Raw genomic sequence first — 17805 nt, 5'->3', positions numbered from 1 at the left:
CGGGCCAGGGGTGGGGCGCGGGATTTCCACCTGCAATTCCCCCTGGGTGACCAATGTGGATGTCGTCGGAGTAGATCATCAACTGTGCCCGTGGGGGCGTGAGAAGCGCCCTGGCGGCCTGTCTGCTCCCCCGCGTTTCTCCGACAGCCGCTCGCCACCCCGGATGTCGGCTCACGGCTAGCGCGGGCACAGGTCAAGGCGGGCCGGGTACACAGAGTGCCGCCCTGTCTCCGGCTCGTCACCGACCTGCCCCGGCCGCCGCGGCCGGCCATCGGAGGTCAGAACGATTCTTCCTCGAACTGCGACAGTGCACCCGGTCGTCCACGGCCTGGCCGGCTTCCGCAGGGGCGGTGGCCACGACGTATCGTTTGTGAGCATCGCTCGGCATATGTGGACGGAGTACCTCGTGGAGTCGAAGACACCGACCGTCGATCCCGACCGGCTGGACCGGGAAGCACACGAGACGTTCCTACGCCTGAGCCCGGCACCGGTGATCGCCCACGACGAGAACGGCCGACCCGTCACCGTCACCCACAGCCAACGGCTCACCGAGATCACCCGTCGGGCACGGTTCATCGCCGTCAGCGACACACTCGCCCGCGCCGTCGCCGCACTCCTCACCCGACAAGGTGTGCAGGCCGAGGTGGGACACGTACACGTCGACCCCGCCGCCGAAGGCGACGAACAGGTCCTCGGACTCCACATCACCATCGACAACACCCACGCCGTCGTACCCATCCGCCCCGGCACCCCACACCTACGCGCCTACCCCACGACCGACCACATCGACCTCACCGGACACCAACCCCTCCTCACCATCGACCTCCCACCCGACGCGGCAGGTCAGGACGGCTGGATCACCGCCGACACCATCACCACCGCCCTCATCGAACGAGTGCGTCAGCCGACCTCCTGAGCACACGGACCTCCTACCGGCCGAGCGCGCCGCTGACCGGGTGCCGCAGGTGTCCCTTACCGCGGGCACAGGTAGAACAACTCGGGGTCACCCTCGTCCAGGCCGTGGAGCAGGCCGACCGGGTTCCACCCCGCGCGCTGGAGCAGTCGCTGCATCGGCTGGTTGGACACATTGGTCGAGGTGAACAGCTTCGGAGCCGTGCGGGAACTCTCGGCGGACTCAAGCAGACGCGCACCGACACCTCGGCCACGGGCGACGGGCGCCACCATCAGCATCGTGACAAAGCCCTGGTCGAAGAAGGTGTACTCCACCACGCAGTAGCCCACCGGTCCGGACGCACCCTCGGCCACAGCTACCAGGCCCTCCCCGCACCACCGCCGGATGCTCGCCCGCCGCGGACCGTCACCCCCGGCCGCAACGGAGTCGATCCCGACCAGCGTCTCCACATCCGACTCACCCGCGCGGCGCACGGCCAACCCGCCAAGATCCACTGCACCCATGGAACCATGTTGTCAGCTCGACATGGCCACCCGCCATCTCATCGACAGCGGTGTCGAGGCCGACCTAACGCCGACGATTCACCCTGCGCATCATTACATCCCCGCTCTATCGCGACCCGGTGAACAAGTCGACCAGTGGATCCCAACGGTTGCGGCGACCCGACGGAAACCGGTGCTGCGCCTTGATCAACCGCCGCGAGCCCGGCCGGTACCAGCGGCGGGCCCACGGCGATCCCGGCCTGGCCACGCGGCACGTGGCGAACAGCGCCAGAAGCGGCACGAACAGACCGAGGATGCCCAGCAGAGTCCGTCCTTTCAGGATCGCGACCACGGCGAACACCAGGTTCGCCGCCACCAGCAGCACCGCAGCGAGGCTGCCGTCGTCGGGATCGTCGTCGAAGGGCGAGAACCCGGCGAGCAACAGCAGCCCGATGACCACCGCGACCAGCACGGCGTCCACCGATCGTCGTCCCTCCGGACCCCAGTACACGTCGTCCAGCCGCAGCCACAGCGCGAACTCGTCCAGCGTCAGAGCCGCCCCGACGCCGAACGCGACCGCGGTCGCGTCGGCCCAACCGTCCGCCGGGCGGAACACCAGTGCGACCGCCCCGGTCACCAGAACCAGGAAGATGCCGAACACCTGGTGGTGCACGTGTACCCCGCCCGCGCTGATATCCCGGAACGGCCCGCGCCCAGCCCGGATCATCCGCGTCACCAACCGCGTGACGACGAACGCGACCACGAAGGCCGCGAGCATCCACGCCACGACCGATCTGTCCACCACCCCGCGCACTCTCCCACCCCACCTGCCCTTCCGCACGACGTCACCGCGCATGCCAGCCGACAGGGACGCCGTTGCCCAGGTCTTCGAACGGTCATGCGCTGGTGGCCCGTAGGTACGTCGGCAGTAACTGACCTTCCGGGTGAGTGGTGCCGGCATCATTGACGGGTGTCGATCCTGGTGCTGGCGGGTGTGGTGACGGTGGTCGCGGCGTTGCTGTACGTGGTGCTGGCCGTGCTGAGCAGGCGACCGAAACCGGCGGAGCGTGAGGTGCGCGCGGCGCTGCCCGGGCTGGAGATCGACCCGTTTCACGCGCTCACCGTGCGGTCCAAATACAGCGGCGCGATGGACGACGACGCCGTCGCGACCCTCCTGCTCGACGACCTGGTCACCATCGACGCCGAGGGCATGATGACGGTGACGGAGCGCGGCCGGGACCCGAGGCACGTGCCCGCCCACCCGGTTCCGGCCGCGTGGCTGGGCGCCGTGGCCCGCGCCGGCCGGCCGGTCGCCCTGTCGGAGGTGCGGCGCGACCCCGAGCTGCGCGAGCGGTGCGAGGCGTTCGTGCGGGAGCAGAATGCCCGGCACGCCCGGTGGATGCGTCCCGTGCCGGACCGCGCGGCGACGGCCGCCCTGATCGTCACGTGGCTGCTCGGTTTCTTCTACGCGGCCCTGCTGCTGTTCTCCGGCGGGCGCCGTCCGCCGGGCGGGATCGCCGGTGGGCTGGGCTTGACGCTGCTGCTCGGGGTGCTGTTCACCGCCCTGCTGAGCTGGCTCGTCAGTCGCGCCTTCCCCGACCCGCCGGAGCTGTTCCGGGAGCACTGCGCCGGGTTGCCGCGGCACCCGGCGACCGGCCTGCTGGGTTCGGACCGGCGGGCGCTGCTGCGGGTCAGCAGCAGCTACAAGACCGAGTACGAACTGCACCAGCAGCGCATCCGCGACGCGTACGACAGCGACAGCGGCGGCTTCTGACCCGGATCCGCGGATGAGGAATGCACGACGGTCCTGGATCCTGCGACAGCCCCGGCCGGCGTTCTCCCGCAGAACCGCGGAGCTCAGCCCGCGTCGCCGGCGACCAGTCCCCATTGACGCACGCCGTCGTACCGGCCACCCTTGTTCAACGCGGTTCCGGCTCACTGCACCGCAGGATCAAGCTCCCACCCGATCGGACACGGGTGCGTAACAGGTCGTTGACAGCCGCTTCATCCTGATGAACTCGTCACCGCACCAAGTGCCCAATCGAATTGGCAAACGTCTCCCGACCGTGCACGTGTCAGGGCCGCAGCCCGATCCAGGCGCAGGCGATGTTCGCCAAGGTCGGCCACTTCAAGGGGACGACGTTCGACAGGAGCTTCCGACTCTGCGGCTGCGCTCCCCGCAGGTCAGTCCGTGGCCAGCGGGCCGACGATCGCCTCGATCCGGCGCAGCCCTTCCGCGCTTCGGTACCAGGCCATCACCACTTGGCTGCGTTCCTCGTCGTATGTCTGGCGCCAGGAGTGCACGGCCATGTGGTCGTCCACGAACCAGCGGTTCCACTCGCTGGATGCCGCCCGAACCTCCGCGACGATGCCGGTGAAACGGTCGACCCCGACGTCCAACCCCCAGCCGGGGCCCCTGCCGCTCACCGGTACCGCTTCCCGCCACGACCCGTCCAGGTGGATCTCCTGCCCGAGTGCCGCCGACTCGATCAGACCCTCCGCCGAGTCGGCGATCCAAGCCTCCGGGTGCAGCACGTCAAGACCGATGCGCCCCGTCGACCAGCTCAGCATCAGCGGCCACGCTTCCTCGTCGCCGACCTCTGCCACCCAGTCACCGGACTCGACCTGCGTCCAGCCGGACGTACCCGAGGGATCGAACCGGTATCGGGCACCCACCCGAGGCCGCTCGGTGGCAAAGGTGAGCCCGCCGAAGCGGGCGAAGAACCGCTGCAACCGGTCCAACCCGCCGTCCGGCCCCGGCACCTGGCGATCGTCGCCATCCGTGCAGACGTACCAGGCGTCATCCCATGCCGTCGGCGCCTGCGGACGGGCGTGCGGCACCAGGAAGCGCCGCGCCCGCTCACTCAACGCACCAGGATCGTCGAGCACGTGCCGCGTCACGACGCCATAGTAGGCACGCGTGGCGTCCCGGCCTCCTGGTCGGACGTTCGGTTTCACGACTCCGCTCCCGAGATCATCACCTCCGGCTGATCCGAACCGGCCGGCACCCCGTTCGCGCCCGACGTGCAAGCGGCGGTGGGTCAGGGGGCGAGGCAGCCACCCTCCGGGAGGTGTCCGGCGACGTAGTGCCCCGCGCCGCCGCCCGGGATCGCGGTGAGGTGGCCGACCACGCAGGCCCCCGCCTCGACGTCCACCGCGTACAGCAGCGATCCGGTCGGCGCGGGATCGTCGGCCGCGGCGATCCGCGCGGTGGTCGTGAGGCCCTGGGCGGTCAGCGCGCGGGTGAGGGCGTCGACGTCGTCGGCGTTGGGCGGGCGCGGCGCGGGTGTCGCGCACTTCGCCTCGACCACCGGGCAGCTGCCGAGCAGCGACGCGGTGCGCTGGACGACGGTGGCGAGCTCCTCGGCCCGGCGGCGGCCGGCCTCGTCGAGCGCGGCCCGGCGGGTGATGTCCTCGGCGATGCGCGTGCAGTGCCGGGTGCCGGTGTCGCCGGCGGCGACGCAGCTGAACCCGCCCGACCGCAGGACCTCCGGTTCGGCCGGCTCCTCCGCGCACCCGGCGAGCGCGAGCAGCAGGGCGGTCACGCCGGCCAGATGCGCACGAGCCACTCCTCGTCCTCCGGTTCCTCGTCGGGGTCCGCCTCACCGCGCACGAAGGCTTCCACGTGGTAGTCGCCGGGCCCGGGCAGGACGAGGGTCCTCTCCCCCAGCGCGGCCGTCACCGACCAGAGCCGCAGCTCCGTCCCCGCGGAGGTGAACACCGCTTCGGCGGACTCCCGCCACCGGGTTTCCGGGGGTTCCGGGCGGACGGCCCACAACTCCAGCCGGATGGGCGGGTTGTGGTCGCTGCCGGCGCTGCGGAACAACACCCCGCCCGGGCCGCCGACGATCAGCCAGTCGTCGTCCTCCGGTGGCCGCAGCGACAACGCGCCGTCCATGCGCACCATGTCCTGGAGGCAGAACCGCGAGTACTCCACGTCCACGGTGTCGTCGAACGCCGTCACGGGTCCGTGTGCGGGGGTCGTCACGGTCGACAGGCTAGCGCGGACGGCGACGGGTCGAGGCCGCCGCCCGCGCCACTCCAGCCCGGCGTCAGGGAGTGATGATCACGTAGAACGGGTCGCCGTCGAGGATGCGGTCACGGCTGAGCCATTCACCGTAGTAGTTGCCGGCCGCGCCGTTGTCCGTCCTCGGCACCGGCCGCACGGCGTAGTTCCACACCGACTGCGGGTCGACCAGGGCGGCGTTCTCGTAGGTCGTGGCGAACGGGTACTCGTCGCACTCCATCTTGATCCCGCCCGGTCCGCGGGTGTAGTTGCTGGCGAAGTAGTCACGACAGGTCCGCTTGATCTTGCGTCGGGACGCGGGGATCTTCTTGTTCGTGTCGTAGGCCTTGTAGAGCCGGTGCAGCTCGCTCTCCCCGAACCGGCCTGGGACCTTCTTGCCGGAGAGGATCGGCGCCACGTTGGGGCCGCCGTTCTGGGCGTCCCGGATGAACGACGCGGACTTGCCCATTGTGGTGCTGGTGGCGCTCATCTGGATCGACGGGATGGCGTGGTGGAAGACGCACCGGCCGTTGGTGTTGTAGACGTACTGGGCCGAGTCGCACCGCCAGAACTCGTGCCGCAGCGCGGTGGAGTTGGGCGGCAGCCCCTGCGACGCGATCCGGATCTGGAACAGGTAGGAGAAGTAGCCCCGCAGTTCCGCGGCGTACTTGTCGGTGCCCGGCACGGCGGTGGTGGTCGTGCGCGTCGTGAAACCGAAGGGCAGGCCGCTCAGCACTCCCTGCCAGGCCGAGAACGGGTACCCCACCGCGAGGGCGGGCTCGTCGGCCTCGGCGGCGCAGGTGCTGGTGCGCGACGGGTCGGCGTTGAAGCAGTCGAGGGTGATCCCCATGACCGCGGGCACGGTCGTCCCGATGTCCCGCAGGTGGCGCAGCCGGATGCCGAACCGGATGTCCTGCGCGCCCGGCACGGACGTCGCGATGACGGTCGCCTCGAAGTAGGAGTGGCCGACGGGCACCGGGTTCGGCAGCTGGTAGTGCGCGACCTCGACCTCCTGCGTCATGCAGAGGTTGAACCGGTTCTTGAACCAGAACTGCTCGACCTCGGTGTTCTCCTCGCACTCCTCGTAGCCGACGTCGTCCGCCGGGGCCTGGAACGTGCCGCTCTGCTCGTCGTACTCCGAGGGGTGGGTGGAGACCTTGTACTTGCGGTCCCGGTGGAGGTGGTAGAGGTCGTCCCCCTTGGGGACCTGCCGCAGCAAGTCCTCGATGGCCTCCTCCCGGCTCGGCGAGTGCTGGTCCGGGCCGCCCGCGTTGAGCCGTGCCGGTTCGCGGTCCGTGCCGGGCTCGTCCGGCGCCGGGGTACCGGCGGGCACCGGGGTGCCGGTGGGCGCCGCCACGGCCACCTGGTTGGCGGTCAGGTCGCCCGCGGGGATGATCACCGCTAACGCCAGGGCGACGGCGGCCACGACGGTCTTGCGCCTGCTCAACGTAAACACCTCGATCTCGGCTGGGGAGCGCGGGTGGTGGGCACGGGATCAGGTGATGACGTCATAGACGTCCCACCCGCTGCCGAGGAAGACGCGGGCGTCGACGCCGGCTGTCTGCCCGAGCCTGGGCGCGCGCACCGGGTGCAGCCACAGTTCGCCGTTGTAGAGGGAGGTCACCAGGTCCTCGCTGCCGTTGCCGGTGACGTCGGCGAGCGTGACCGTGGCGCTGGACACGACCGCGTCGTAGGAGACGACCCGCGCGCCGGAGCCGTTCCAGCGCGCCCACGTGCTCTCGTTCACCGGGCCGTGGCTGTTCGGCATGTAGTAGACCGTCCCGCCGCTGCCGGGCAAGGCCGAGATGAAGTCGGGCGCGTCCTGGTACCAGGGCGCGAAGAAGTGGTACGCCCGCACGTCGCTGGACGGTCCGGCCACCGACGCGGAGACCTTGATCCTGGCGGTGAACGTGCCGGCGCCGTTGAGGAACCGGGAGTTCGGGTAGACCCAGACGGTGAACTGGCTGTCCATGGCGATCAGGTCGTCGAACCCGTCGAGGTCGGCGTCGGCGACCCAGATCCGGCGCACGGTTCCCCAGCCGGTCGCGACGACGACCGGCGGCAGCCAGGTGGACGTGCCGTTGAACGTGCCACTGTGCTGGTACAGGAGAAGCGCGCCGTCGCTCGCTCGGCGCGCGATCAGGTCGCCCAGGTAGACCTCGCGCTCGTCCTGCTCGGTGCCGTCCTTGGCGACGCTGTCGGTGAAGTTGCCGACGCCTATCCAGTTGTGGACCTGCCAACCCGTGCCGACCTGCACGCCGGGCAGGAACGTCGACGTCCCGCTCACCAGGCCGGAGTGCGGGTGCACCTGCAGCACGCCGGACGCGCGGTTGCGCGTCACGAGGTCCGGCCAGTTGTCGCCGGTGACGTCGTAGGCGCGGCCCCCGGACAGCCCCGCGTCGGTGTTGGCCTGGATCGCCGGCCCACCGTCCGGCTCGTTGTGCGTGGGAGCCGCCGAGACCGGCGTGACCACCACCAGTGCGAGATGTGCCGAGATGATCAGGAGGATGCTCGTGGTCTTGGACCAACCTCTTCGATGACGCATGCCACCCCTTCACCGAACATGTGAATGCGCATGGGAAATACGGCCGACGTTCGCGCCGGGATTCGGCGATGGGAGTGAATCCGCTCTCCTGTGCCCCACGGACCGACTGCCGCCGATCTGGTGCGTGATTCGCCCTCGAACCTGGCACGTCGGCGCGGAGGCCGTCAAGAAATGCGCAGCGCATCCGAAAGCGCGCGGCGGGGTCGAGCCGTCGACGGTGATTTCGTTGTGGCTGTTCGGATTGCCGCCACCTGGGTCGGCTCGACGTGCGTCCGGCACGGCCCTACCGGCCGCTGCGGTGGCCTGGGTGTCCCGCCGGCAGGAGGCCGTCACCACCGCGTCCGGACCATGGCCGATCCCGGCTGGATCTCACGTCCCGCAAAGGGTTCGTGGGCACGATCGCGTCCATGACCGGGGAGTGTTCGGAGGTCAAAAAGCATGCTCACGGAGGACCTCGGGCCGGACACCCCTCGTGTCCGGCCCGAGGTGGTCGTCGCCGACGACGCCCTGCTCGCACAAGGCGAGCAGGGCGCCTGCCGCGTGCGCCTCGATGCCCGTGGGGGCAGCCACAGGGCTTCGACGCCGAGCGCGACGTGGTCGGGTGCTGCTCCACCACCGCGGCCGTCCGCTCCGGGCCGCGATGACGAACCACCGGTCCGTGCCTAGCCGACGGCCTCCACGGACCAGTCCTGGTTGGCGAGACCGTGGGTGTTCATCAGGTGGACCCGGTAGCCGAGTCCCGCGGTGTACTCCAGTTGCTGGTCCAGCACCTTGTCGCACAGCTGCGCACGCCACATGCAGACGACGCCGTGCGAGGGCGGCTGGGAGAACGCCCACGCCTGGTTGGGGCTCTTGTTGCAGTCGTACAGGTGGATGATGTTGCGGTGCACCACCCCGTTGCGGTCGTGCGCGTCCAGGCACCTGCCGGCGGCGTTGCGGACCTCGTTGAAACCGGACGGGAAGGTCGGGTTGGCCGACCCGAAGAGCCACCTCTGGTAGATGCTGTCGCTGCACGGCACCATCGCCATCGCGGTACCGATCGCCGGCGCGGTCCTCGGGTCCGCCTGGAGGCAGTCACCGGGCCGGTGCATGTTCCTGATGCGATAGGTACCGACTGGTACGGCCGCCACGGCCGGCGGTGTCGCGGCGGTTGCCGCGTCACCCGCCGCGAGGCTCGGACCGCTCGCCACGGCCAGCCCGCTCACCGACATGAGCAGGGTGGCAGCGACGGTCGCCAGTCGCCGTCGAATCGACATGGAGGTACTCCGTTCCGCGGACCGGTGGACAGGTCGCGAGGTCAGCGTGGGCGGACTCCGTGCGGCTGGTGCCGCGCTCGTCCGTGCCACCGCCGGCAAGCCGCCGGCACCGCCATGCTTCCGGCCGCGGCTGGACGGCGACTGGACGACAACTGGCCTGGCACGCGGCCAGCAGGAGCGCGTCCCGCAACGAACCCGAGGCGAAGTGCACTCGCCCCTCGGTGAGATTCACTTGGCGCGCTTCGGTTCCGCGTTTTCCTCCTGGTCGACGGGAGAAGGTCGTCGAGCCCCTGGGGGGAATCGTCTGGATGGCCCCTGGAACCGCTCTGGACGGCGTGCCAGCATGGAACCTCCGCCCTGCCCGCTGCGCTGATCAGCATGATGGGGGTCGTCGGTGCTGGTCGTCCAAGTGCTCGGCCCCATCCGGGCCTGGCGTGACGGCACCGCGCTGGCACTCGGCCCCGCCGGCCGCAAGGTCGTGCTCGGTGTGCTCGTCCTCGCCCACGGCAAGCCGGTCACCCGTGCCGAGCTCGTCGACGCGCTGTGGGGACAACGGCCGCCGCCCAGCGCGGCCAACGTCATCCACACCCACGTCAAGCACCTGCGGCAGCTGCTCGAACCCGACCGCGGCGCCCGTTCGCCGAGCACGACGCTGCCCACGGTCGGCGACGGGTACGCGCTGAACCTGTCCCCCGACGCGGTGGACGCGTTCCGGTTCCGCTCGTTGGTCGCCCGCGCCGACTCCGTGTCGCGCGACGAGCCCCGGCGCGCGGCGGACCTGCTGGGCCAGGCGTTGGGGTTGTGGCAGGGGCGTCCGCTGGCCGACGTGCAGCTGCTCGGCGCCAACCCCGGCGTCGTCACGTTGACCGAGGAGCACCGGGCGGCGCTGGCCCGGTACGCCGAGGTGATGATCGCGACCGGGGCGGCGCGCGACGTGCTGCCCGCGCTGGTCGAGGACGCCGCCGGGAACGAGCTCGACGAGGCGGCGCACGCCCTGCTCATCCGGGCGTACACCGCGGCCGGTCAGCGGGACCGGGCGTTCGGCACCTACGACGCGATGCGGCGGCGCCTCACCGAGGAGCTCGGTGTCGGCCCCGGCCCCGAGCTGACCGCCGCGCACCTGGACGCGCTCAAGGACGTACCCGCTGACAGCGCCGCCGCACCGGTGGAACCGCCGCTCGTGTCGCCGGGCGTGAACCAGCTGCCCGGAGACGTGTTCGGCTTCACCGGCAGGCAGGCGGAGCTCACCGAGCTCGACGGGGTGCTGCTGTCCCGGCGGACCGGGGTTCCTGTCGTCGCCGTGTGCGGCACGGCCGGCGTGGGCAAGACGGCGCTCGCGGTGCGCTGGGCCCACCGGATCCGCTCGCGGTTCCCCGACGGCCAGCTGTACGTCGACCTGCGCGGCTACGACCCGCGGTTGCCGGTACCGGCGGAGGACGCCCTGAGCCGCCTGCTCGACGGTCTGGGCGTCACCGGCGCGGACGTCCCGGTCGACCCCGATCAACGCGCCGCTCGGTACCGGGCCGAACTCGCCGACCGGCGGGTGCTGATCGTGCTCGACAACGCGTCGACGGTGGACCAGGTGCGGCCGCTGCTGCCCGGCACGTCGACCTGCCTGGTCCTGGTGACCAGCCGCAACAGCCTGGCGGGTCTGGTCGCGCTGCACGGCGCCCACCGGCTCGACCTGGACCTGCTGCCGGCGCCGGACTCGCTGGCGCTGCTGGACGCGCTGGTCGGCGAGCGGGTGCGCCGGGAACCCGCGGCCGCGGCGGAGCTGACCGAGCAGTGCGGTCGCCTGCCGCTGGCGCTGCGCGTGACCGCCGAGTTGGCCGCGTCCCGACCGACCAGCACGCTGGCCGAGCTGACCGGTGAGCTGGCCGACCGCCGACGCCGGCTGCACGTGCTCGACTCGGGCGACGACGCCCGCGCCGCCGTGCGGACCGTCTTCTCCTGGTCCTACCCGCAGCTGCGGCCGGAGGTCGCGCGGGCGTTCCGGCGGTTGGGTCTGCACCCCGGCCCGGACGTGACGCCGTTCGCGCTCGCCGCCCTCACCGGGAGCGACCCGGACGCGTCGCGCCTGGCCCTGGAGGTGTTGGCGCGCAACCACCTCGTGCAGCCGGCGCCCGGCGGCCGGTTCTTCGTCCACGACCTCCTGCGCGCCTACGCCGAGGAGCTGGCGGGTGAGCACGACCCGGCCCCGGAGCGGTCCGCCGCCGTCGAGCGGTTGCTCGCCCACCACCTGGCCGCCGCGTCGGCTGCGATGGACCTGCTCTACCCCGCCGACCGCCCCTACCGACCCGATGTCACCGTGACGCCGCCGGCGCCGTTCCCGACAGCCGACGCGGCACGCGCCTGGCTCGACGCGGAACGGCCCACGCTCGTCGCCCTGTGCCGCTTCGCCGAGCACGACGACCGGCCCGACCACGTGGTCGACCTGGCGGCCACGCTGTACCGGTACCTGGAGGGTGGCCACTACGCGGACGCGTCGACCATCCACGGGTCCGCGTTGCGCGCCGCCCGGAGGGTCGGCCAAGACGGCATGCTCGCCACCGCACTGACCAACCTCGGCGCGCTGCGCCGGCTGCTCGGCGACTACGACCAGGCGGCCGGGTACCTGCGCGAGGCGATCGCGCTGCACCGGCGGACCGGCGACCAGTACGGCGCGGCTCGGGCGCTGTCGAACCTCGGCATCGTCCAGGAGCGGCTCGGGGAGTACGAGGAGGCGGCGGCGCTCCAGCGGGAGGCGCTGGACGTGCACCGGCGGCTGGGCAACCGGTACGGGGAGGCGTCGGCGCTGCTCAACCTGGGCAACGCCTGCAGCCGCCCCGGTCACCACGCCGGTGCGGTCGAGCACCTGGAGCGTGCGTTCGACCTGTTCCGCCACCTCGACGACGCGGTCGGGCAGGCCAGCGCGCTGTCCAACCTCGGCGACGTGTGCGCGAGCCTGCGGCGCTACCCCGACGCGGTCCGGCACCTCACCCGCGCCCGGGAGTTGTTCGAGCGCCTCGACCACGACTACGGCGTCGCGGTGACCCTGAGCAACCTCGGCAACGTGCACATCAAGCTCGGTGACTGGTCGCAGGCGCACCGCTGCCACACCTCCGCCCTGGCGACGTTCCGGGACATCGGCCACCGGTACGGGGAGGCGAGTGCGCTCAACGGCCTCGGTGAGGCCCTGCGGATGGCGGGCCGGCCGGGCGAGGCCCGCGCCGCGCACACCAGCGCGCTGCTGATCGCCACCGAGACCGGCGACCAGGACGAGCGGGACCGCGCCCGAGCCGGCCTGAACGCCGCCCGCCGGTACGCGTGAGCCCGACGACCTCGGGACACCCCGACGGGGGAAAACGACCCTCGTAGTTTCTTTCTCCTCGGCCCGAGCCGTGCTCTCGCGGACGGTTTCGCCACCTCCCGCCGGCCGACGCGGTTACATGGACTTGTGCAGCCACTTCCGGTACGGGACCGCGCGGGCAACGCGTTGACGGAGTTCCGCCGCGTATCCGAAGAGGAGCTGGAGAGCCTGGGCAGCCGGGACGTCCCCGCGGCCCTCGTAGTGGTCGAGTACGCGGGCGCCGTTCTCCTGGTGTTCGACGCCTGGCGTGCGGAGTGGGAACTGCCGGGCGGTGGACGTGAGCCAGGCGAGACCACACGCCGGACCGCGGTCCGGGAACTGCACGAGGAAACCGGTATCCGCGGAGTGCGGCTGGACGCCGTCGCCGTGGCCGGGTTCGACCTCGTCGCCCCGGACCGCCACGAACTGCTCGCCGTCTACCGGACCAGGCTCCGGGTCGCACCCCGCCTGCGGGCCAACGACGAAATCCTCGACTTCCGGTGGTGGCCGCCGTCGAACCCGGTCGACGAGGACATGAGCCCGCTCGACGCCGAGATCGCCAGGCGAACTACTGCGACTTCCCCATCCTCGCCGAAGAACTCACCTGCTTCACACGACTCACCGAATTGACCACGTGAGATTTGGTCCCACTACCCCGCGCACCTCCATGACGACTCGCCCGACACGGTGAACGCCCTGTTGCCGTCGACGTCGACGTCGACGTCGACGTCGTTATCGGCCGCACCTACCTGGACTATTCCAAGATCACCGGCAGGGTCGGGCAGCCGATAGACGTCCGATAAGGCCCGGGGTTCCCACATTCGGTCGATCGTGGCGAAAACGTGCCGAATTTCCGTGCCATCGACTCGGAACGGTCACGTTTTCGGCCCTGAACTGTCAGAACGGCGCGCCGCAGCGATATCCAACCAGAGAGGAGAAATGCCATGTCGCATTTGCACCGATCCATTGGCGCGCTGTTGCTGACGGTCGTCGTCTGGGCGGGAACGTCGGCGGGACCGGCGTTCGGTGACACGTCGGCCCCGACCGGGTCCACGACGACCGAGTCCACCACCGCGGAACCCCCGGCAACCCCACCAACCGAGACCGAACCGACCACCACGGAGCCGACCGTCGAGCCCACCGTTCCCACGGGGCCGACCGTTCCCACGGAGCCGTCGGCTCCCGAGGTGCCCGCCGACCCGGCGGAGGACTCGGTCGACCTGACGATCTCGGTCACCTTCGACAAGCCCTCGTACCTCGCCGACGAGACCATCCGCGCGCAAGCCCTCGTGACCAACACGGGGACCGCCACCGCGACCGGGGTCACGGTCAGCTCGACCGGAGCCGTGGACAGCAACTACTGGCACGGCCTCGGCTCCAGCCCGTCGATCGAGCCCGGTCAGGCAGCGGAGGGCACGCTCATCACGCGCCTGAACGCCCAGGTCGACCTGCTGACACTCGAAGTCACCACCCGGTCCGGGGAGGCGGACGCCGACCCGGCCGACAACACGGCCACGGTCACCGTCCCGATCACCTACGTCCGGGGCACCTCCAAGGGCACCGTGTACGCCGACTACAACGGCAACGCGGCCAAGGACGCAGGCGAGGAGTTCACGGACCTCACGGTCACCACGAGCGGGGGTTCCCCGCAGGGCACGTACGCCACGGTGACCGACTCGGCCGGGCGCTTCGCGTTCCAAGACCTGCCCCGGGGCCGCTACCAGATCTCGATCGCTGCCGAGGGCTGGGCGTTCCCGTGGACCTACGTCGACGTGGACGGTGAGGACGACCCGGACCTCTTGTTCCGTGCCGCCCACCTGCTCGACGCGGTGCTCACCGCTTCGGCGGCATTCGACCGGCAGAGCTATCAGGCCAACGACACCGCCCTGCTGACGCTGACCCTCACCAACAGCGGTGCGGTGCCGATCCCCGGCATCACGGCGTCGTGCACGACCTCGGCGTGGTCCCAACTCGAACTCGGCGAGTTGGCGCCCGACGGTCCGGGCGCCACCGTGCCCGCGAACGCCGGCCGCGCCTTCGGTGTGCGGATCCCGATCGACCAGGGGATGGCCGGTCAGGGCTACCTGAAGGTTCGGTGCGGGTTCGGCGAACAGCGCTACTCCAACGGTGACGTCACCGCGAGCGCGATCGCGCGGATCTCCGGTGCGATCGCGGGGACGGTCTCCGGCCAGGTGACGTTGCCACCGGGGATGGCGTACCCCGAGGCGCAGTGCGGTTGTTCGGGGCCGCGTCCGGGCGTGCCCGTGCCGGACCTGAAGATCTACCTGAAGGACCAGTTCACCGGTGCGATCCTCGCCCGTGCGACGACCAGCGCCTCGGGCGGCTTCGAGTTCCGCGACATCCCGACGGGACTGCACAACCTCGGCGTCGTCGGGCCGTGGAAGGTCCTGAGTGGGCCGGAGTTCCCCGTCGTCGCCGATGAGGGCCGGTCCCGCCTGGTGTACGTCGTACCGGGGCCGGATCAGGCGGACCCCGACCCGCCGCAACCGGGCGACCCACCGGCGCCCGCCCCCGGTGCCGGCGCGGGGCAACAACCCACGGCCCTACTCGCCTCGACGGGCGTGAACGCGACCTGGCTCGCGCTCGGCGGGCTGCTCACGTTGCTCGCCGGCGCCGGCCTGGTGTTCCGCGCCCGCAGGAGGGCGAGCTGAGGTGAAGTCGGGCACCGGACCGCACCGCCCGGTGCCCGCTTCAGGCAGTCCCGCCCACGGGCCGCGGTGCAGGGTGGTCGCATCGCGGAACCGCGGGGTTCAGGCCATCCGGTCTTCCGACTCCGCGGACCGATCGATCCGGCGCGGCTCTCGTCGCGGAGCACTGGGCGCCGAGCCCACGGCACGCCGGACGACGAACGCCACGGCGAACAGCAAGGACACCGCACCGCAGATCACCAACCACACCGTCGCGTCACCGGTGAGGCCAAGGTCATCGAGTAACAAGGTCATCCACTCCAAGAGTCGGCGGTCCGTGACATCTGTCGCCGTCCGGCACGCCGGTGTTTCACCGCTCGGGCCCGCGTGGCACGAGGTGCGTCGGCTGCACGGAGCCAGCTCGTGCGGGCCGTGGTCGCGCGTGGTTCGTCACGGAGACCCACGCTCCACATTGAGCCAAACGGGTCATGGCCATAGGCCGAGCGGAACATCTCCCCTGTTCCGAACGACTTACGGTCAAGGCGCGGTCGGCCACGGCGGTAATCGCGCGAAGCGTGGTACGTCAGGGGTGGTCCCGATGACCCAGTCAGGAAACGCGGCCGCGGCAGGTACTCCTCGTGGCTGGCAGGAACAGGCGCCGCTGGAGATCAAGCGCGGCACCCACGACCAGGCAACCGTCGACGGGCGCATCCTCGTCTGCGGAGGCTTCAACCCCAACCCGCTGGAGATTCTCGGGTCCGTCGAGGCCCGTCGGGTCCAGCCCAACGGCACGTGGCGCCCCTTGGCGTCGATGACCCCTCGCGCGAACGTCGCCGCCGCGGAACTGGATGGCGTGGCGTACGTCGCCGGCGGGTTCGTCATCGACCAGAACGGGGACGACGTCGAGGTGGACGTGGTCGAGCAGTTCGACCCGCGCGTGGGTTCGTGGCGTCCAAGCCCGAAGATGCCCGACAGGCGTGCTGCCGCGAGTGCCGCCGGCCTCGGTGGACTGCTCTACGTCGCAGGAGGGTTCATCGCCGGTGCACCCACGGATCTGGTGATCGCCTACGACCCGAGGGATCGCACCTGGACCGAGGTCGCACCGATGCCGACCGCCAGAACACGGTTGAGGTTGATAGCCACCGGCGGACACCTGTTCGCCATCGGCGGGCAGGACAAGCGACTGGACAACCTCGCGACCGTCGAGCGCTACGAGCCGAGGACGAACACCTGGACCGGGGTCGCATCGATGAACGAACCCCGGGGCGTGCCCGGAGCCGTCGCGATCAGTCACGGGAACAACCGGCTCATCGTGGTCGTCGGCGGCGCCCAGGCGGTCAACGGCGAAGTCACCGGCTTCCTCGACACCACCGAGGTCTACGACCCGGACACCGATCGGTGGCACACGCTCCGTGCGCGCCTGCCGGTGCCGAAGGCCGGTCTCATCTGCGCGGCGGAGATCGACGGCACGGTGCTGGCGATCGGCGGTGGAGTGCTGACCGACGACGGCCTGGCCGCCACCCGCGAGGTGTACGCCCTCAAGGTGACAGGTCAGGATGCTTGAGGGCAGTAGGACATCGTCCACACTTCCGATGACCAGCTCCGGCACAGTCGACCCATGCCGCCTTGTCAGGTGGACATGACGCCATCCCTCAGCGTGAGGTTCGGCGGTCGGGGTCATTAGGGTGCCGGAGCTCCGTGACCAGGCGGGCCGGGTGTTGCTGGTCGAGCCGTCCTACAAGCCGAACTTCGACATTCCCGGTGGCGCGCGAGCAGGGGCGGCGCATCGCCTGATCGGGCGATGGGCCGTTCCTCGCCGGTGGCACGGCTACGCGGTCGACGGAACGGACTCCGGCCTGGCACTCAAGTCGCCGTCCGTGATCATGTTCGGTCAGCTCGTCGATCTTGTGTTGTGGACGGAGCACCCGACCAATGCCGGACGAGCGAGGTCCGCTTAACCCTGATCCGTGACACGAGCCAGAAAAGGCGTTGTCGCAATCCCGGGCAACGTGCATACTTCAAGCACACCGCGAGAAGAAGGGTCGAAGTCATGACGAGCATGTGGAAGCGAGGTTCGCAGCGCTTGCGTCAACGCGCCGCGATCATCGCCCTGTGCCCGTCCTCCGATCGGCCCAAGCCCGTCTCGCAGCGGCACGAAATGCTGCTGAACTGCGCGGACTCCCCGCCCTGACCTCACACGGGTCATGTGGACAGGGAGCCGCCCATCGGGGAACCGATCCGGGCGGCTCCTCTATTTCCGGCACCAGAAATAGTTTTTCCTGGTGGCGTGCTTGGGAAGCGGAACGGCCTCCAAAACCGTTACCCGAGGGTTCGATTCCTTCCGCCACTGCTGAATGCCGCCCATTCATCGATGGGTCCGGCGTGTTCGTTGACAACTCCACAGCGGAGCAGACATGTATTCATACGCCTCGTCCCGGGCCGCCCTGCGGCCACGGAGCGGGGTATCGGAGGGCGGCCGTCGCATCCCGGACGCGCCGGCCTCCGCGGTGGAGACGGGCAGCCTCCACCACCAAGCCCTCGTAGCTCAGCGGACAGAGCAGCGGTGTCCTACACCGACGCGCGCAGGTTCGACTCCTGCTGGGGGCACGCGCCCTTCCTCCCGAACG

At 70.6% G+C, this 17805-nt stretch carries 16 protein-coding genes and 1 tRNA gene; 8 read left to right on the top strand and 9 right to left on the bottom strand.

Translation table 11 applies throughout. The annotated features are described in order from the left end of the window. The first annotated feature begins 406 nt into the window (after positions 1–406). Positions 407–916: a hypothetical protein gene (locus tag AB0K14_RS26145; protein WP_360459343.1), complete on the top strand. Its 510-nt coding sequence runs from the start codon at positions 407–409 to the stop codon at positions 914–916. Between the two features lie 56 nt (positions 917–972). Here the strand turns inward: AB0K14_RS26145 and AB0K14_RS26140 are convergent, their stop codons facing one another. Further along, complete coding sequence (locus AB0K14_RS26140) at positions 973–1416, bottom strand: GNAT family N-acetyltransferase (RefSeq protein WP_360459341.1); 444 nt, start codon at positions 1414–1416, stop codon at positions 973–975. 106 nt (positions 1417–1522) lie between these two features. Continuing rightward, the gene (locus AB0K14_RS26135) at positions 1523–2200 is read right to left on the bottom strand and encodes a hypothetical protein (protein ID WP_360459340.1); all 678 of its coding nucleotides are present in this window, start codon (positions 2198–2200) and stop codon (positions 1523–1525) included. Positions 2201–2365: 165 nt separating this feature from the next. Between AB0K14_RS26135 and AB0K14_RS26130 the strand changes: the two genes are divergently transcribed. Then, positions 2366–3169: a hypothetical protein gene (locus AB0K14_RS26130; protein ID WP_360459338.1), complete on the top strand. Its 804-nt coding sequence runs from the start codon at positions 2366–2368 to the stop codon at positions 3167–3169. Positions 3170–3579: 410 nt separating this feature from the next. Here the strand turns inward: AB0K14_RS26130 and AB0K14_RS26125 are convergent, their stop codons facing one another. The 7 genes from AB0K14_RS26125 to AB0K14_RS26095 all read right to left on the bottom strand — a co-directional run bounded on the left by AB0K14_RS26125 (position 3580) and on the right by AB0K14_RS26095 (position 9202). Continuing rightward, on the bottom strand, positions 3580–4296 hold the full coding sequence (locus AB0K14_RS26125) for a hypothetical protein (protein WP_360459336.1): 717 nt from the start codon (positions 4294–4296) through the stop codon (positions 3580–3582). Positions 4297–4436: 140 nt separating this feature from the next. Then, positions 4437–4964 carry a hypothetical protein gene (locus tag AB0K14_RS26120; RefSeq protein WP_360459334.1) on the bottom strand — a complete coding sequence of 176 codons (528 nt, stop codon included), beginning with the start codon at positions 4962–4964 and terminating at the stop codon, positions 4437–4439. Then, entirely contained in the window at positions 4937–5383 is a 447-nt protein-coding gene (locus AB0K14_RS26115) for a hypothetical protein (RefSeq protein ID WP_360459333.1), read from the bottom strand. The genes AB0K14_RS26120 and AB0K14_RS26115 overlap by 28 nt, the downstream gene beginning before the upstream one ends. A gap of 64 nt (positions 5384–5447) precedes the next feature. Next, positions 5448–6848, bottom strand: coding sequence for a hypothetical protein (locus tag AB0K14_RS26110; RefSeq protein WP_360459331.1), 1401 nt, complete (start codon positions 6846–6848; stop codon positions 5448–5450). A 48-nt stretch (positions 6849–6896) separates the two neighbouring features. After that, positions 6897–7946, bottom strand: a complete 1050-nt coding sequence (locus tag AB0K14_RS26105) for a hypothetical protein (RefSeq protein ID WP_360459329.1) — start codon at positions 7944–7946, stop codon at positions 6897–6899. Positions 7947–8375: 429 nt separating this feature from the next. Next, the gene (locus AB0K14_RS26100) at positions 8376–8516 is read right to left on the bottom strand and encodes a hypothetical protein (protein ID WP_360459327.1); all 141 of its coding nucleotides are present in this window, start codon (positions 8514–8516) and stop codon (positions 8376–8378) included. 92 nt (positions 8517–8608) lie between these two features. Continuing rightward, positions 8609–9202, bottom strand: a complete 594-nt coding sequence (locus AB0K14_RS26095) for an RICIN domain-containing protein (protein WP_360459325.1) — start codon at positions 9200–9202, stop codon at positions 8609–8611. 394 nt (positions 9203–9596) lie between these two features. On the opposite strand from AB0K14_RS26095, the gene AB0K14_RS26090 reads away from it, so the two are divergent. The 6 genes from AB0K14_RS26090 (at position 9597) to AB0K14_RS26065 (ending at position 17785) form a co-directional block, all read left to right on the top strand. After that, a complete protein-coding gene (locus AB0K14_RS26090; RefSeq protein ID WP_360459323.1) occupies positions 9597–12512 on the top strand; it encodes a tetratricopeptide repeat protein in 2916 nt (971 codons plus the stop codon). A gap of 126 nt (positions 12513–12638) precedes the next feature. Next, positions 12639–13160: an NUDIX hydrolase gene (locus AB0K14_RS26085; RefSeq protein ID WP_360459322.1), complete on the top strand. Its 522-nt coding sequence runs from the start codon at positions 12639–12641 to the stop codon at positions 13158–13160. 314 nt (positions 13161–13474) lie between these two features. Then, complete coding sequence (locus AB0K14_RS26080; protein ID WP_360459320.1) at positions 13475–15202, top strand: carboxypeptidase-like regulatory domain-containing protein; 1728 nt, start codon at positions 13475–13477, stop codon at positions 15200–15202. Between the two features lie 313 nt (positions 15203–15515). After that, positions 15516–16742 (top strand): hypothetical protein, encoded by a 1227-nt coding sequence (locus tag AB0K14_RS26075; RefSeq protein WP_360459318.1) that lies wholly within the window; start codon positions 15516–15518, stop codon positions 16740–16742. 121 nt (positions 16743–16863) lie between these two features. Next, entirely contained in the window at positions 16864–17136 is a 273-nt protein-coding gene (locus tag AB0K14_RS26070; protein WP_360459316.1) for a hypothetical protein, read from the top strand. A gap of 576 nt (positions 17137–17712) precedes the next feature. After that, positions 17713–17785, top strand: a tRNA-Arg gene (locus tag AB0K14_RS26065). Positions 17786–17805: the final 20 nt, after the last annotated feature.

Source organism: Actinosynnema sp. NPDC050801, from assembly GCF_040673975.1.
Taxonomy (GTDB): Bacteria; Actinomycetota; Actinomycetes; order Mycobacteriales; family Pseudonocardiaceae; genus Actinosynnema.
The sequence above is the reverse complement of the archived record's forward strand: the minus strand, read 5'-3'. Positions and strand labels throughout refer to the sequence as shown.

What these genes read in the sequence shown, in the direction of transcription:
- AB0K14_RS26140 (WP_360459341.1), bottom strand. Translation starts at nt 1,416, where the DNA reads ATGGGTGCAGTGGATCTTGGCGGGTTGGCCGTGCGCCGCGCGGGTGAG.
- AB0K14_RS26105 (WP_360459329.1), bottom strand. Translation starts at nt 7,946, where the DNA reads ATGCGTCATCGAAGAGGTTGGTCCAAGACCACGAGCATCCTCCTGATC.
- AB0K14_RS26095 (WP_360459325.1), bottom strand. Translation starts at nt 9,202, where the DNA reads ATGTCGATTCGACGGCGACTGGCGACCGTCGCTGCCACCCTGCTCATG.
- AB0K14_RS26080 (WP_360459320.1), top strand. Translation starts at nt 13,475, where the DNA reads ATGTCGCATTTGCACCGATCCATTGGCGCGCTGTTGCTGACGGTCGTC.